The following is a 14,799-nucleotide window of genomic DNA, read 5'->3' as shown; positions in this document are numbered from 1 at the left end:
ATAGCGTGGGGTCTCGTGCACATCGTGATCATGGGCTGCGGCCGCACCGGCGCCGCGCTCGCATCCGAATTCGAGTCCCGTGGGCACTCGGTGGCGATCATCGACAGGCTGGGCGATGCGTTCCGCAGGCTCCCCGCCGGTTTCCAGGGTCAGCGCATCACCGGCGTCGGCTTCGATCGCGACACGCTCGTCTCCGCCGGCGTCGAGGACGCCTTCGCGTTCGCCGCGGTCTCCTCCGGCGACAACTCGAACATCCTCGCCGCCCGAGTCGTGCGCGAGACCTACGGCGTCGAGAACGTGGTCGCGCGCATCTCCGACCCCGGCCGCGCGCTCGTGTACGACCGGCTCGGCATCCGCACGGTGGCTCCGGTGCCATGGACGAGCGCCCAGATCGTGTCGCACCTGCTCCCCGGGGGCACCGACGCCAAGTTCACCGACGAGTCCGCCGGCGTGGAGCTGCGCTCGTTCGCGTATCACGAGGCCTGGCTCGGCGCGAGTGTCGCGGCGATCGAGAGCGCGACCGGGGCCAGGGTCGCCTACCTGCAGCGCTTCAGCGACGGCGTGATCCCCGAGTCATCGACCGTGCTGCAGTCCGGCGACGGCCTGCACCTCGTGATGGCCGTCGGCGCCAAGGATCGCGTCACCCGCGTGCTGTCCCGCCGGCCGGAGGTGCGCGCATGAAGGTCCTGATCGCCGGCGCCGGCTCGGTGGGCCGCTCCATCGCGCGCGACCTGCTCGACCACGGCCACGAGGTCGTTCTGATGGACAACAACCCCACAGGGATGCGCATCGCCCAGGTGGCTGAGGCTGACTGGATGCTCGCCGACGCGTGCGAGCTCGCCGCGCTCAGCGAGGCGCGCACGGAGACCATGGACGTGGTGGTCGCCGCCACCGGCGACGACAAGGTCAACCTGGTGGTCTCGTTCCTCGCGAAGACCGAGTTCGCCGTTCCGCGCACGGTGGCCCGCGTGAACAACCCCCGCAACGAGTGGATGTACGACACTCAATGGGGCGTGGACGTGGCGGTGTCGACGCCGCGCATCATGACGGCGATGGTCGAGGAGGCGGTGGCGGTCGGCGACCTGGTCAAGGTCTTCACGTTCCACCAGTCGGGCGCATCGATCGTCGAGGTCACGCTCCCCGCGGACGCGCCGGTGGTGGGATCGACGGTGCGGGAGATCGCCTGGCCCGCGGAGATTGTGCTGTCATGCATCGTCCGCGGAGATCGGACGATCGCGCCGAGCCCGAACGACACCCTGGAAGCTCACGACGAGCTGCTGTTCATCGTGTCTGCTGAGGCGGATCCTGAGGAACTGGATCGGGTGCTGCGTTCCGCACCAGCATCCACACCACCCACAGAGTGAGGGCGAACAGCGGCACGCCCATCGCGAGCCGCGCCGTGCCGAGCGCGGCCACGGCATCGGCCAGGTAGAGCGGCAGCTGCACGGTGAGGCGCAGGGCGAACATCACGGCGAGCACCGCGGTCCCCCATTGCATCGCCCGGACGACCCGCGCATCGTCCCTCCAGGCCGATCCCCAGCCCTTCAGGAGCCCGAGCACGATGCCGACCGCGGGCCAGCCCACAGCCATCGACACCAGAAGGCCCGCGAGGTACGCGGCATTGAGCCACAGCCCTCCGACGAAGTAGTCGCCCGGCTCGCCCGTGCGCCAGGCCCAGATCGCGCCGATGGCGACCCCGACCGCACCGGAGATCGCCTGCCGGATGGGCGAGCGCTGGAGCAGCCGCACCGCGACGAGCACGAGCATCGTGGCCACCGCGGCGATGACGGGCACGCGCATCGAGCCATCGATCAGGTAGGCGATCACGAACACCACGCCGGGCGCAGCGGCCTCCGCGAAGCCTCGCCAGCCGCCGAGGGCCTCCTGGAACGAGAAGTCGTCTCCCGTGACCAGGTCGCCGAGGCCGCGCGCCGAGTCGGGGCCGACCGGCGTGGGCTCCTGCGCGGCGGACTCCTCGGTCATCGAAGCTCGAACCGCGGGTTGTACATCCGAGGCGCGGCCTCCGCGTCGCACAGCCGTCCCGCCACGAGCACGCGCGCACCGGGCTCGATGCCGGCGATGGACCGGCGGCCCATGAAGATCGCGTCCATGCGGCCCGTGCCGTCGTCGATCCGGGCGGTCAGGCGGGGAGCCGCGTCCTGAGGCTCGACCGTGATCGAGATGATGCGGCCTTCGATCGCCGCGAGGTCACGCACCTTGGCCTGCGCGATCGCGGTGGGGGAATCGTTCACGAGCCACCTCCGGCTGCGGGAGCGCCCGGCGGCTTCGACAGCGCCATCACCGTGCCGCGTGGAAGAGCCTCCGTGCCGCGATCGACGGCGCACTGGGACAGCAGAGCGTCCACGCGGGCCACGGTCGCATCCTCGGCGACGGAGGGGCCCATCACGACGGCACGGAGCAGCCAGCGGTCGCCGTCGATGCCCACGTGGCGAAAGGTCACGTCGCGCAGCAGGTCGCGGCTGTCGCGACCGGTGACCGTCGCGATGAGCTCGGGACCGAACCGGCCTTCGACCGTGTGGAGGAATCCGGACTTGCGCCGGACCGTCTGCGCCAGGGCGCGGCGGACATCCGTCCAGCCCCCCTGGCCTCGCGGGGCGGCGATGACCTGCAGCTGGACTTCGCAGTCGGCGACGAGCACCGTCACCGCGCCGATGCGCTGTGATGCCCGATCGACCTCGGCACGCACCTTGATGCCCGCGATCGCCGGCAGGCGCAGCGGGCCGAAGTCGATGAACGCGCGGTCGGTGGGCGCATCGGCCAGGCTCCAGGGACCGTCCGCGGCCGTGAGCTCGCCGAGGCCGTCGTCGAAGGCCGTGTCCTGCGCGCCGGTCACGCCGCGCCCGTCGATCCGAAGCCGCCGTCGCCCCGGTGGGACCCCGGCAGGCTCTCGACCTGGATGAACGCCGCGCGCTCGACGCGCTGCAGCACCAACTGGGCGATCCGATCCCCCTTGCGCAGGGTCACCGGCTGCGAGGAGTCGGTGTTGAGCAACGTGACGGAGATCTCGCCGCGGTAGCCCGCGTCGACGGTGCCGGGCGCGTTGACGATGGTCACGCCGTGCTTGGAGGCCAGTCCCGAGCGCGGGTGAACCAGGGCCACGTAGCCGTCGGGCAGCGCCAGCCGCAGTCCGGTGGGCACGGTCGCCCTCTCCCCCGGAGCGAGCTCGACATCGACGCGCGTCGTGATGTCCGCTCCCGCGTCGCCGGGGTGCGAGTAGGTGGGCAGAGGGACCTCGGGGTCCGTCGTGCTGACCAGCACATCCATCGTCGTCATGGAAGGCACCGTACTAGGCAGCGCACTCCGAGCAGATGGGCTGTTCGTTGTCGTAGGACGCGAGCTGGCTGCGGTGGTGCACCAGGAAGCACGACATGCAAGTGAACTCGTCCTGCTGTGCGGGCAGCACGCGTACGGACAGCTCCTCGCCGGAGAGGTCCGCTCCAGGCAGCTCGAAGCCCTCGGCCGCCTCGGCCTCGTCTTCGTCGACCACACCCGAGGACTTGTCGTTCCGACGGGCCTTCAGCTCCTCGATCGAGTCAGCAGAAATCTCGTCGTCCGTCTTGCGGGGTGCGTCGTAGTCGGTTGCCATCAGGCAATGGTCCCTTCACCGTGCGTCTGTGTGTACTGAATGCGCGGAGCACGTGTTTTGTTCCCCCGAACCGTGTTCCCCCGAGCGCACGCATTCTGCCCCAAAAAAGGCCCGCGCGCGAGTCTAAGCGTCCGGCGCGTCCCAGGTGTCGCGCGCCCCGGCATCTACCAGGGCATCTCTCAAGGGGGGCCAGAGGTCCGGCGGAGCGGCGATCGTGAGGCGCTCGTCGGCCGGACCGCCGTCGATTCCGGCCACCCTGAGGCCCGCCTCCTGGGCGATCAGGGCCCCCGCGGCGAAGTCCCACGGATGCAGACCGTGCTCGTAGTACGCGTCGAGCTCCCCCGCCGCGACCAGGCAGAGATCGACCGCCGCAGCCCCCAGCCGGCGAATATCCCGCACCTGCTCGAGCATGGCGGCGACGATCTGGCCCTGGCGACGTCGGCGCTCGGCCACGTACTGGAATCCCGTCGCGAGCAGGGTCGAGGACAGCCGCGGCGAGTCGAGGCGGCGCAGGGGTTCATCGCCGCGCCACGCTCCGCCTCCCCTGCATGCCGACCACAACGTGCCGCTGCCGTCCGCCACGGCGCCCGCCTGCACCGTCCACGACCGCGGAGTGGGATCGCCCGTGACCGCCGCGACGGAGACGGCGTAGTGCGGCAGCCCGTAGAGGTAGTTCACGGTCCCGTCGATCGGGTCGAGGACCCAGGTGACGCCCGAGGTGCCGGGCGTGTCCTCGCCCTCCTCGCCGAGGATGGCGTCGTGGGGCCGCAGCTGAGAGAGGCGGGAGCGCAAGTGGCTCTCGGCCGCGAGATCCATCTGCGTCACGATGTCGATGTCGCTGGACTTCGAGCGCTCGACGCGGGCGCCGGACCGTCCGTCACGGATCAGCGCGGCCGTCTCGACGGCGAGCACGCGGGCGATCGCGAGCAGCTCCTGGGGGGTGTCCATGCATCCATCGTGCCGCACCCGAACCGCAGCGTGAGCTGCAGCCTGAGCCGCAGCCTGAGCCGCAGCCTGAGCCGCAGCCTGAGCCGCGGCCCGAGCCGAAGCGCGAGCCAGCACGTGCGCACGGCAGTCCCGGCACGCCGGGGCCATGCCACGCATCGCGCTTCGTTGCGTGGCACTCTGAGCACATGACTCGAGTCTCCCTGGTGCGAGCGGCCGACGACGGCGAGCACCTCATCCTCGCCTCCGAGGACGGTGCCCAGTTCGAGTTGGAGCTCACCGACGACCTCAGGCGCACGGTCGCACTCACGCGCCCACGCGCCATGCAGGACGAGGAGACCGAGCCCGGCAAGACGTCGCTGACCCCGAAGGAGATCCAGCAGCGCATTCGCGGTGGTCTCAACGCGCAGGAGCTGGCAGAGCTGACGGGCGAGCCCCAAGCGGCGCTCGAGCGCTACGAGGCGCCGGTGCTCGCCGAGCGCTCCTACATCGCGGAACTCGCCCGGTCCACAAGAATTGGCCGAGAGGCCGGCGCGCCCGTACTCGCGGATCTGGTGACCGACCGGCTCGCGAGCCGCGGCGTGGACGCCGAGTCCGTGATGTGGGATGCGTGGCGAGAGCCGGAGGAGCCGTGGAAGGTTGCCGCCGACTACCGGGTCGATGGTCGGAGCGTGCGCGCGCTGTGGGTCTTCGATCACACCGCCAGGGCGGTCACGGCGCAGGACGAGGAGTCCCGGTGGCTTACCGAGACCGAGTTGCTCGACGTCCCGATTCCCAAGCGCCATCTGAGCGCCGTCAAGTCCGTGGATGACGACGCGCCGCTTGATCAGAACCGTCCTGCCATGCCTTCTGCGAGCGAGGATGAGCCGAGCCACGAGCCGTCATCCACCGAATTGCTGCTCGAGGACCTCCACGAGCGCCGCGGGACTCGGGAGAGCGTCGAACCCGAGTTCGAGGACGAGCTCGACGACGAAGACGAGCAGTTTGAGGGCTTCGGTCCCGCACAGCGTCGCCGTGAGGCGGAGGTCGGCTTCGGCACGGACAGGCCCACGGGAACCTCGATGCCCCATCCCGCAGGCTCAGCTCTGCGGGGCGGGCGCACCTCCGGTGCTGACGCCGAGGCCCTGCCGGAGGATTCCGACGCAGCAACCGAGAGCACCGAGGCCCCTGCGGCAGAGACGGAGCCTCGTCAGGCCAGCCGCCGCGGTCGCTCATCTGTCCCGAGCTGGGACGAGATCGTCTTCGGCGCCAAGCACGACTGACGCCCGGCCCCCCGGGCGTGCCCGCAGCGCGCACGGGCTCCCCGTCGTCCTCATCGACCCGTAGCGAGACGTACTGGTCGCGCGCTGCCATGGCGCAGTTGTGGGCGGCGATGTCGAGTTCAAGCGGAGCGGTTGATTCAGGCCCCGGCAAGGCAGGCGGCACTGCGCCTTCGCTCGCGGACTCGGACCCGGACTCGGACCCGGACCCGAATCGGCCCGATGGCAATCCAACGTCCCGGTCGGGTTCAAGCGGCCAGGCGTCGAAGAGCCGCCGGCCGCCGGGTTGGCGCTGTCGTTGCGGGTCGATCGATGCTGGAGGGATGAACCACACCTCGGTGGCTGTGGCCTCGATCTCCCAGTGGTCCCGGTGGATGTCATGGTGACACCGCACACACAACAGAATGCCGTTGGACAGATCCGACGGGCCCCCGCGGGCCCAGTGCACCAGGTGATGCGCGTCGCACCACGACGGCGGCGCACCGCACTTCGCACACCCGCCATCCCTCTCGACCAGCGCCAGCTTCTGCGCAGGGGTGAAGTGGCGCTTGGCACGACCGTGATCGAGCACCACCGACGGGCCACCCATGACCTGCGGGATGACACCGGCGGCGGCAGCCATCCGCCGCAGCGTGCCCGCATCCACACCCGTTGCCAGGCCATCAACGGTGGCACCCGCCAGGCCCTTGCGGAGCTGGTCGACGTCGGTGCGCACCACCAGCGTGACACCAGCCTTAGGCAGCACGTCCACGTCGCAACCGGCCAGGTGGCGGGCGAAGTCGCCGAGCGCGTCGGCCCGCACCTGTTCAGTGGTGCGCTCGTCGATGACGACCTGCTCGCCGGCCTTGGCACGGTCCTGCATCCGCTTGCGCAGTCGGAAGTTCTGGTTCACCATCGCCTGCAACACCCCCACCAGGGGTGCGCCGTTCTCCGGATCCAGCCGACCATTGATCGTCATCATCCCGTCAGCGGCCTCACCGATACGCAGGTACCGTCGCTCTCTCCGATCCCTGGCCAGCTCCTCGAGATGCTCACGGTCCAGGCGTTCTTCAGTCCGGGTGATCAGCGCGGCAAGCTTCTTCAGCCGCATGTACTTCGCCGACGTCACGAGGTCCTTCTCCGCCCACGCCACCGCCGCGGCGTCGCACCGCTTCGCGACCCGCGTGAGCATCCGCGTGATCATCGTCGATGCCTCGACACTGAGCTCGCCGGCACTGACGGCCTGCGCAACCCGCGGGAACACCGGACGCGGTTCAGCCGGAGCAGCCTCGCCGGGCTCACCGCCACCGGGTGGGGCACCGGGCGCGGTCCCCTCGAGCCCATCACGAGCCCGCTCGGCATCGCGCAGCGTCTCCCCCAGTTCGATCAGACGGCCAGCCTCCGCCTCCGAGCCACCCGTCTGACCCGACACCAGCCCGCGCTCATCACCCTTGCCCTTCCTCCGGGCAAGCCCCAACTGCTGGGACTTCGTGCGCGACCGCTCCGCCTGCACCGCAGCGACAACGGCCATCATCCGGTCGGCATCCTTGCGCACCCCTCCCAGGGCGGTGCCCAAGGCCACCAGGTCGTCATCCGACATCGCGTTCACCCCGGCGTGAGTCAACTCACGCCGTTCCGCGAGCGCCGCCCGCACCCGCCCATCCCAGCCACCCGATCCCGATGACCCCGGCGAAGGCGCAGCAACATCACCCCCCAAAGGAGCAAGCGGAGCAGGTGCCTCGGTCATGCATCCATCACATCAGCGGGGTCTGACATCGCCTCGCAGAGCGTGGCAGTCCTGTGGATAACCACCGTTTCAGAGTGGTGTTCCCACCGCCACGAGCACCCGATCGCACGCACGCGACACGTGCGCGCGCCACCTGCGCGAGCCATCCAAGGGCGCTCCCGGCACGCGCGGTCGGCACGCGCGGTCGGCACGCGCGGTAGGCACGCGCCGTCCGCAAGCGCGCGAGGCCGCTACGGCGCCGCGACCAGCAACGGGACCTGAAGCTCGTACGGCGTGAGCGAGCCGTGCATCCCGATCAACGCGCGGGACTGCTCCGACTGGGTGCGAGAGTCCACCACGATCGCCCTGCCCGCCATGGCGACGACCAGGTCCCCGATGCGCTCCACGACATGCGACGCGACGTCGCCGAACAGGCCCAGCGCGATCGCCTCGTCGCGGGTCCACACGGCCGCATAGCCGTCGAGACGCTCCCGCCACCGCTGCGCCGCCGTGTCCCGGTCGACCCCGGCCGCAAGGTGGACGTGCAGGGCGCGTGGCTCGCCGGCGATGATCTCGACACCCTCGCGCAGAGCAGACTCGTCGGCGACGTCCCAGCGCGGGGCGCCAGGGACGTCGATCATCCCGTGGTCGGCGGTCACGACCATGATCGCGCCGGTCGGCAGCGAGCGTGCCAGCCGCCGCAGCTCGCGGTCGGCGTCCTCAAGCGCGGCGACCCACTCGTCGGACTGCCAGCCGTAGCGGTGGCCGGCCGCATCGATCTCGCCCCAGTAGCAGTACGAGACTCCCGGGCGGGCAGCGGCCGCGCTCGCGACATCGATCCGATCGGAGAGCCGCTCGGCGCCCACGAACTGACCGCCGCGCAGCACCGCCTGCGTCAGTCCCGACCCGGCGAACCGTCGCTTGCCGAGCGTCGTCACCGTGAAGCCCGCCGCATCGGCCTCCTGGAGGAGCGAGGGCTCACGCTGCCACTCGAGCGCATCGTCCGCGCCCTCCCAGGACACCAGGTTCGCGAGTTTCCCGGTCCGGGGATTGCGTGCGGTGTAGCCCGTCAGCCCGGTGCGTCCCGGGGGCTGGCCCGTGCCGAACAGCGCCAGCGAGGCCGCAGTGGTCGAGGGGTAGCCGGCGGAGATCACCGCCTGCTCGGCGGACCGCAGGAAGGGGGCGTGACCGCGCCGCTCCTCAAGATTGTGATGCCCCAGCCCATCGATGAGCACCACGACGACATGGCGCGCCCGAGGAATGCCCAGCCGGGCGCGGTCCTTGTCGGCCCTCCGGTGGCGCACCACGTGCCCGGCGCCGACGGCGGCCAGGGCGGCCGGAAGCACCGCGCCCAGCTCCCTGCCCCCGTGATCCGGCAGGCTGAGCCCCAGCGCGCCGAGATCGGGCCCCGACGTCACGCTGGACCTGTCAGGCCTGCGGACCGATGGCCGACTGCAGCACGCGCGCGAAGTCCTCGAGCGCGCGCACCGAGTCCTCGCCGTCGGCGATCGCGCTGACGCGCACCAGCGTGTCGTCACCGGTGAGGCCGCCGGTGTAGCCGTGGTCGGCCTCGCAGCTGTCATCACCGCACGTCGCAGGCTCGAGCTCGATGCGCGAGTGGACGCCCCACCCGACCGCGAGGACGAGCTCGCTGGGCAGGTCGCCGTCGCGGAAGTTCTCGGGATGGTGGACCACGTGCGTCATCGCCATGTTGGAGATGCGCGACAGCAGCGCGGTCTCGACGGTCGCAGAAGCCTCGTGCGCGCCCTCGGCGCTGTGACCGGCGCCGTCGTCCATGTGCACCCGGATGAGGCGCGAGCCCGTGACTACCAGCACCGTCATGTGCCGCCGCACCTCGCGGTCGTCGAAGGTCGTCTCGGCGTGGACGAAGTGCGCCGCCACCGCCTCATCACCGATCGCGCGCCGGAGCACCGAGCTCGCGAGGGCGGGATAGTAGCCGGCGACCGCGACGGCCTGGTCGAGCGTGTGAGACATGGCGGCTATTCTTCCACTTCGCGGGCCGGGTGACCACCAGCCCGCGTGGCACCACCGGCCCGACGGGGCACGGCGGGACAATGCCCTCAGCCCCGTGACCGCCGTTCGTGAGGAGAGACATGGCCGCCGCGCCCGATGCCCAGATCGTGGACATCGACGTCCAAGCCGAGATGGAGGCGTCGTTCCTCGAGTACGCCTACTCCGTCATCTACTCGCGCGCCCTGCCGGATGCTCGGGACGGCCTCAAGCCGGTGCAGCGCCGCATCATCTACTCGATGGGCGAGATGGGTCTCCGCCCGGACCGCGCTCACGTCAAGTCCTCGCGCGTGGTCGGCGAGGTGATGGGCAAGCTGCACCCGCACGGCGACGGCGCGATCTACGACGCTCTCGTCCGCATGGCCCAGCCGTTCTCGCTGCGCCTGCCGCTGGTCGACGGGCATGGGAACTTCGGATCGCTCGACGACGGACCCGCGGCCTCGCGCTACACCGAGGCCCGCATGGCTCCCGGCGCGGTGGCGATGCTCGCGGACCTGGGCGAGGACGTGGTCGACACCGTCCCCAACTACGACAACAAGCTGACCCAGCCCGAGGTGCTGCCGGCCGCGATCCCGAACCTCCTGGTCAACGGCGCGTCCGGCATCGCGGTGGGCATGGCCACCAACATGGCACCCCACAACCTCGTCGAGGTGGTCTCGGCCGCGCGTCATCTGCTGGCCCACCCCCAGGCGGATCTCGACGAGCTCATGCGCTTCGTGCCCGGACCGGACCTGCCCGGCGGCGGCAAGATCGTGGGACTCGAAGGCGTGCGCGAGGCCTACGCGACTGGTCGCGGCAAGTTCGTGACCCGCGCCACGAGCAGAATCGAGAAGGTCACGCCGCGCCGCCAAGGCATCGTCGTGACCGAGCTGCCCTATCTCGTCGGGCCCGAGAAGGTAATCGAGAAGATCAAGGACGGCGTGTCCCGCAAGAAGCTCGAGGGCATCACCGCAGTGACCGACCTCACCGACCGCAAGCACGGCCTGCGCCTGGTGATCGAGGTCAAGAACGGCTATAACCCTGAGGCCGTCCTGGAGCGCCTGTACCGCTTCACGCCGCTCGAGGAGTCCTTCTCGATGAACAACGTCGCGCTGGTCGACGGCGAGCCGCGCACCTTGGGCCTCAAGGAGATGCTCCAGGTGTGGATCGGGCACCGGCTGAACGTCGTGCGGCGCCGCTCCGAGCACCGCCTGCAGGCGCGACGGGACCGCCTGCACCTGGTCGACGGCCTCCTCATCGCGATCCTCGACATCGACGACGTCATCCAGATCATTCGCTCCTCCGAGGACGCCGGCGAGGCGCGCGAGCGTCTCATGACCGCTTTCGACCTCTCCGAGGTCCAGGCCGACTACATCCTCGAGCTGCGACTGCGCCGGCTCACCAAGTTCTCCCGCCTCGAGCTCGAGAACGAGAAGGCCCAGCTGCTCGCTGAGATCGCCGAGCTCGAGGAAATCCTTGGGTCTGACACCGTGCTGCGCGGCGTCGTGGGCTCCGAGATGGACGCCGTCGCCGCCGAGTACGGCACCCCGCGTCGCACGATTCTGCTCGCCGAGGCCGGGACGGCGCCGTCCGTGGCGAGCGCGGCGAGCGCTCCGCGGGCGGCGTCCGCGCCATCGCTCGAGGTCGAGGACACCCCGTGCCACGCTCTCCTGTCGTCGACGGGGCTGGTCGCGCGCACCGCAGACGAGACCGCTCCGTCCCGCGACGGGCGCCGCTCCGCGCACGACGTGATCCGGTCGGTCGTGCCGGCATCGGCCCGTGCGGACGTGGGTGTCGTGACGAGCACCGGCCGTCTGCTGCGGCTGTCACTCCTCGAGGTCCCGGCCCTGGCGCCCACGAGTGAGCCGCCGTCGCTGGGTGGGGGCACTCCAGTCTCGGAGCTCGTCGCGCTCGAGCGCGATGAGGAAGTCGTGGCCCTGGTGCCGATCGACGGCGACACCCCCCTGGCGCTCGGCACCGCCGCGGGCGTGGTCAAGCGCGTGAAGCCGGAGCCCGCGCCCAACCGCGACGCCTGGGAGGTCATCGCGCTCAAGGACGGCGACCGCGTCATCGGCGCGGCCCCGGCCCCCGACGGCGCCGAGCTGGTGTTCGTGTCGGACCAGGCCGCCCTGCTGCACTTCGAGGCGACGCAGGGCTCCGCGCGCCCTCAGGGCCGCACGGGCGGCGGGATCGCCGGCATCAAGCTTCCCGACGGCGCTCGCGCCGTCTTCTTCGGCGTGGTCGCGCAAGAGGCCGATGCGGTGGTCGTCACCATTGCAGGCTCGTCCTCCGCACTGCCCGGGACGATGCCCGGCGCGGCCAAGGTGACGCCCTTCAGCGAGTACCCGTCGAAGGGCCGCGCGACCGGCGGCGTGCGTGCGCATCGCTTCCTCAAGGGCGAGGACGCTCTGCTTCTCGCGTGGGTGGGCGAGGCGCCGGCGCGCGCGACGTCGGGCGCCGGGCAGGCGGTCGAGCTGCCCACCGAGCACGGTCGTCGTGACGGCTCGGGGTCGCCCCTGGCCGCCCCCGTGCAGGGCATCGGCTGAGCCGCGCCACTCGCTCACGGGCTGCACGACCCAGCCGAAACGGCGCGGGCCGGGTGACGATCTCTCGTCACCCGGCCCGCGCATCGGCCCTCCGGAATCAGCCGGTGTTCTGCACTCCCGCGGAGACGCCGCTCACCGTGAGCAGCAGCACGCGCCGCAGTTCCTCGACCGTCGCCTCGTCGCCATCGGCCTCGCCGTTGCGCAGCGCCTCGAGCGCACGCACCTGGATGAGCGACAGGGCGTCGACGTACGGCGAGCGGAGCTGCACCGCGCGACCGAGGACGCGCCGTCGTGCCAGAGGGCGGTCGCTGTCGGTGACGCGCAGCACCCACTCGCGCGTCAGACGCATCTCGTCAAGCACCAGCGCGGCAAGGTCGTCGCGATCGCCCAGCGCGAGATAGCGCTCGGCGATGTGCTCGTCCGTCTTGGCGAGCGACATCTCGATGTTGTCCAGCAGCGTGGAGAACAGCGGCCACTCGGCGTAGGCGCGGCGCAACTCATCGACGTCGCCGAACTCGGCAAGCGCCGTGCCCAGCCCATACCAGCCTGCGAGGTTGATGCGGGCCTGGCTCCAGGCGAAGACCCACGGGATCGCGCGCAGGTCGTCGAGCGAGTTGACGGAGAGGCCGCGCTTCGCGGGACGCGAGCCGATGTTGAGCAGGCCCACTTCCTCGAGCGGCGTCACCTGCGCGAACCACTGCGGGAAGCCGTCGGCCTTCACGAGCCCGTGGAAGCGCGCTCGCGACGAGGCGTCGAGGCGCGCGGCCATCTCCGAGAACGCGGCCGTCGCATCGGCGTTGCGCTTCTCGACGCTGGGCGAGGACTGCAGCAGGGTCGCTGCCGCCACCTCCTCGATGTGGCGCTCGGCGATGACGGGGTCGCCGTAGCGGGCGAGGATGACCTCGCCCTGCTCGGTGAGCTTGAAGCGACCGTCCACCGAGCCCGGCGGCTGCGCGAGCACCGCACGGTTCGCGGGGCCGCCTCCGCGGCCCAGAGCGCCGCCACGGCCGTGGAAGAGCGTGAGCACGAGGTCGTTGCGCTGGGCCCACGCGGCGATGCGCTCCTGCGCCGAGTGCAGCGCGAGAGTCGCGGCCAGAGGCCCCACGTCCTTCGACGAGTCCGAGTAGCCGAGCATGACCTCGATACGGCGGCCGGTCTGCTCGAGGCGGCGCTGGACCGCGGGCAGGGCGAGCGCGGTCTCGAGGATGTCGACCGAGTTCTCGAGGTCGTCGAACGTCTCGAAAAGCGGAATCGCGTCGATGACGGGCGCGGAGCCGGCACTGGCGAACGCGTGCTCGGCGAGCTCGTAGACCGCCGCCAGGTGCTCGGGTGCCTGCGTGAAGGAGACGATGTAGCGACGCGCGGCACGGATGCCGTAGCGCTGCTGGACGGCGCCGAGCGCGCGGAACGTGTCGAGCACCTCGTGCGTGCGCGGCTGGAGGTCGCCGTGAATGCCGTTCTGGGCGATGTCCTCGAGGGCGGCAGCGTGCACCTGCGAGTGCTGGCGAACCTCAAGCTCGGCGAGGTGGAATCCGAAGGTCTGGACCTGCCAGATGAGGCGCTGGAGGTCGCCATACGCCGCGCGGCGCGCGCCGGCCTCGACAAGCGAGCGCTGGACGATCGCGAGATCCAGCGCGAGGTCCTCGGGACCCTCGTACTGCAGGTCCGCGTTGCGCGCCTGCGTCGCGGCGATGCGCGCCGCGATGTACAGAAGCCCGTGGCGATGGGTCTCTCCGGGCAGGTCGCCCGCGACCCTCGCGCTGAGCGACGCGTCGCGCTGGGTCTGGCGCTGACGCAGGGCCAGCAGATCCTCGGTAGGGGGCGTCGAGACGTCGTCGAGCGACAGCTTCTCGGCGACCTCGCGGCACGACCGCTCGAGAGCCCGCAGCGCGTGCTCGGACGCGAGCGCCGCCGCAGCTCGCGTGACCTCGGCGGTCACGTTCGGGTTGCCGTCCCGATCGCCGCCGATCCATGAGCCCAGGCTCACGAACGGCCGCGCGAGCGGCGGGCGCCGGCCGGCGTCGCCATCGAGGAGGAAGTCGTCGAGGCGGCGGTAGACGCGCGGGAAGGTCTCGAACATCGTGTCGTCGAAGACCGCGAGGGCGGCCTTGACCTCGTCCAGCACCTCGGGCTTCGAGGCGCGGATCAGCGCGGTGCGCCACAACCCGTCGATCTCCGCCAGGAGCGCGCGGTCGGACTCGGCCTGCGTGGTGCCGCCCGCGTGGGTGATGTCGCGTTCAGTGAGCAGGTCCGAGATGCGGCGCACGGCACCCGAGACCTCGCGGCGGCGAGCCTCGGTCGGGTGCGCGGTGAGCACCGGACGGAACTCGAGCGCCTGCACGCGCCGCAGCGCCTCCTCGCGGCCCACCTCACCGGCGAGCTGCTCGAACGCCTCGGACAGGGTGTCGTCCTCCGTCAGCGCCGAGGCCTCGCGCTGCCGGATCACGCGCACGCGGTGGTGCTCCTCGGCGAGGTTCGCGAGGTGGAAGTAGCAAGTGAACGCGCGTGCCACGTACTGCGCACGCTCAAGCGTGAAGCCGCTGACGAGCGTCACCGCCTCGTCGAGGGCCGCAGAGCCCTCCGCGTCGCGCGCATCATGCGCGCGGATCGCGAGCTCGCGCAGGCGCTCGACATCGGCCAGCACCTCCTCGCCGCCGGACTCGACGATCACCTGGCCCAGCAGACTGCCGAGCAGGCGAACGTCCTCGCGCAGCGGCTCGGGAACGT

At 71.0% G+C, this 14,799-nt stretch carries 13 protein-coding genes and 1 pseudogene; 4 read left to right on the top strand and 10 right to left on the bottom strand.

Annotated features, from left to right (window positions below; genetic code table 11):
- The first annotated feature begins 15 nt into the window (after positions 1–15).
- Both QZ483_RS02935 and QZ483_RS02930 read left to right on the top strand, forming a co-directional pair.
- Positions 16–681: a TrkA family potassium uptake protein gene (locus QZ483_RS02935; protein ID WP_297081494.1), complete on the top strand. Its 666-nt coding sequence runs from the start codon at positions 16–18 to the stop codon at positions 679–681.
- The gene (locus tag QZ483_RS02930; RefSeq protein WP_297081493.1) at positions 678–1,364 is read left to right on the top strand and encodes a TrkA family potassium uptake protein; all 687 of its coding nucleotides are present in this window, start codon (positions 678–680) and stop codon (positions 1,362–1,364) included. The genes QZ483_RS02935 and QZ483_RS02930 overlap by 4 nt, the downstream gene beginning before the upstream one ends.
- Here the strand turns inward: QZ483_RS02930 and QZ483_RS02925 are convergent.
- The 6 genes from QZ483_RS02925 to QZ483_RS02900 all read right to left on the bottom strand — a co-directional run bounded on the left by QZ483_RS02925 (position 1,282) and on the right by QZ483_RS02900 (position 4,555).
- Positions 1,282–1,983, bottom strand: a complete 702-nt coding sequence (locus tag QZ483_RS02925; RefSeq protein WP_297081492.1) for a DUF3159 domain-containing protein — start codon at positions 1,981–1,983, stop codon at positions 1,282–1,284. The genes QZ483_RS02930 and QZ483_RS02925 overlap by 83 nt on opposite strands.
- On the bottom strand, positions 1,980–2,252 hold the full coding sequence (locus QZ483_RS02920) for an OB-fold nucleic acid binding domain-containing protein (protein ID WP_297081491.1): 273 nt from the start codon (positions 2,250–2,252) through the stop codon (positions 1,980–1,982). Before QZ483_RS02920 ends, QZ483_RS02925 begins: the two co-directional genes overlap by 4 nt.
- Entirely contained in the window at positions 2,249–2,854 is a 606-nt protein-coding gene (locus tag QZ483_RS02915; RefSeq protein WP_297081490.1) for a DUF3710 domain-containing protein, read from the bottom strand. The genes QZ483_RS02920 and QZ483_RS02915 overlap by 4 nt, the downstream gene beginning before the upstream one ends.
- Positions 2,851–3,294: a dUTP diphosphatase gene (dut, locus tag QZ483_RS02910; RefSeq protein WP_297081489.1), complete on the bottom strand. Its 444-nt coding sequence runs from the start codon at positions 3,292–3,294 to the stop codon at positions 2,851–2,853. Before dut ends, QZ483_RS02915 begins: the two co-directional genes overlap by 4 nt.
- 13 nt (positions 3,295–3,307) lie before the next feature.
- The gene (locus QZ483_RS02905) at positions 3,308–3,607 is read right to left on the bottom strand and encodes a DUF4193 domain-containing protein (protein WP_297081488.1); all 300 of its coding nucleotides are present in this window, start codon (positions 3,605–3,607) and stop codon (positions 3,308–3,310) included.
- Positions 3,608–3,730: 123 nt separating this feature from the next.
- Positions 3,731–4,555: an inositol monophosphatase family protein gene (locus tag QZ483_RS02900; protein ID WP_297081487.1), complete on the bottom strand. Its 825-nt coding sequence runs from the start codon at positions 4,553–4,555 to the stop codon at positions 3,731–3,733.
- Positions 4,556–4,740: 185 nt separating this feature from the next.
- Here QZ483_RS02900 and sepH point away from each other — a divergent pair, with 185 nt between their 5' ends.
- Positions 4,741–5,814, top strand: a complete 1,074-nt coding sequence (sepH, locus tag QZ483_RS02895) for a septation protein SepH (RefSeq protein ID WP_297081486.1) — start codon at positions 4,741–4,743, stop codon at positions 5,812–5,814.
- A 376-nt stretch (positions 5,815–6,190) separates the two neighbouring features.
- Here the strand turns inward: sepH and QZ483_RS13585 are convergent.
- From QZ483_RS13585 to QZ483_RS02880, 3 genes and pseudogenes are all read right to left on the bottom strand, one after another.
- A pseudogene (locus tag QZ483_RS13585) lies at positions 6,191–7,321 on the bottom strand (DUF222 domain-containing protein); the annotation flags it as partial.
- Between the two features lie 446 nt (positions 7,322–7,767).
- Positions 7,768–8,934 (bottom strand): alkaline phosphatase family protein, encoded by a 1,167-nt coding sequence (locus QZ483_RS02885; RefSeq protein ID WP_297081484.1) that lies wholly within the window; start codon positions 8,932–8,934, stop codon positions 7,768–7,770.
- A gap of 10 nt (positions 8,935–8,944) precedes the next feature.
- Positions 8,945–9,511: a DUF5998 family protein gene (locus QZ483_RS02880; protein WP_297081483.1), complete on the bottom strand. Its 567-nt coding sequence runs from the start codon at positions 9,509–9,511 to the stop codon at positions 8,945–8,947.
- A gap of 119 nt (positions 9,512–9,630) precedes the next feature.
- Between QZ483_RS02880 and QZ483_RS02875 the strand changes: the two genes are divergently transcribed.
- Positions 9,631–12,072, top strand: coding sequence for a DNA topoisomerase (ATP-hydrolyzing) subunit A (locus tag QZ483_RS02875; RefSeq protein ID WP_297081482.1), 2,442 nt, complete (start codon positions 9,631–9,633; stop codon positions 12,070–12,072).
- A 97-nt stretch (positions 12,073–12,169) separates the two neighbouring features.
- Here QZ483_RS02875 and QZ483_RS02870 read toward each other — a convergent pair.
- The coding region (locus QZ483_RS02870) for a phosphoenolpyruvate carboxylase (RefSeq protein WP_297081481.1) at positions 12,170–14,799 on the bottom strand (2,630 nt) is incomplete at its 5' end.

Origin of the sequence: uncultured Demequina sp. (assembly GCF_913055775.1) — a bacterium.
Lineage (GTDB): Bacteria > Actinomycetota > Actinomycetes > Actinomycetales > Demequinaceae > Demequina.
Note: the sequence above shows the minus strand (reverse complement) of the source record. Positions and strands in the feature narration are given on the sequence as shown.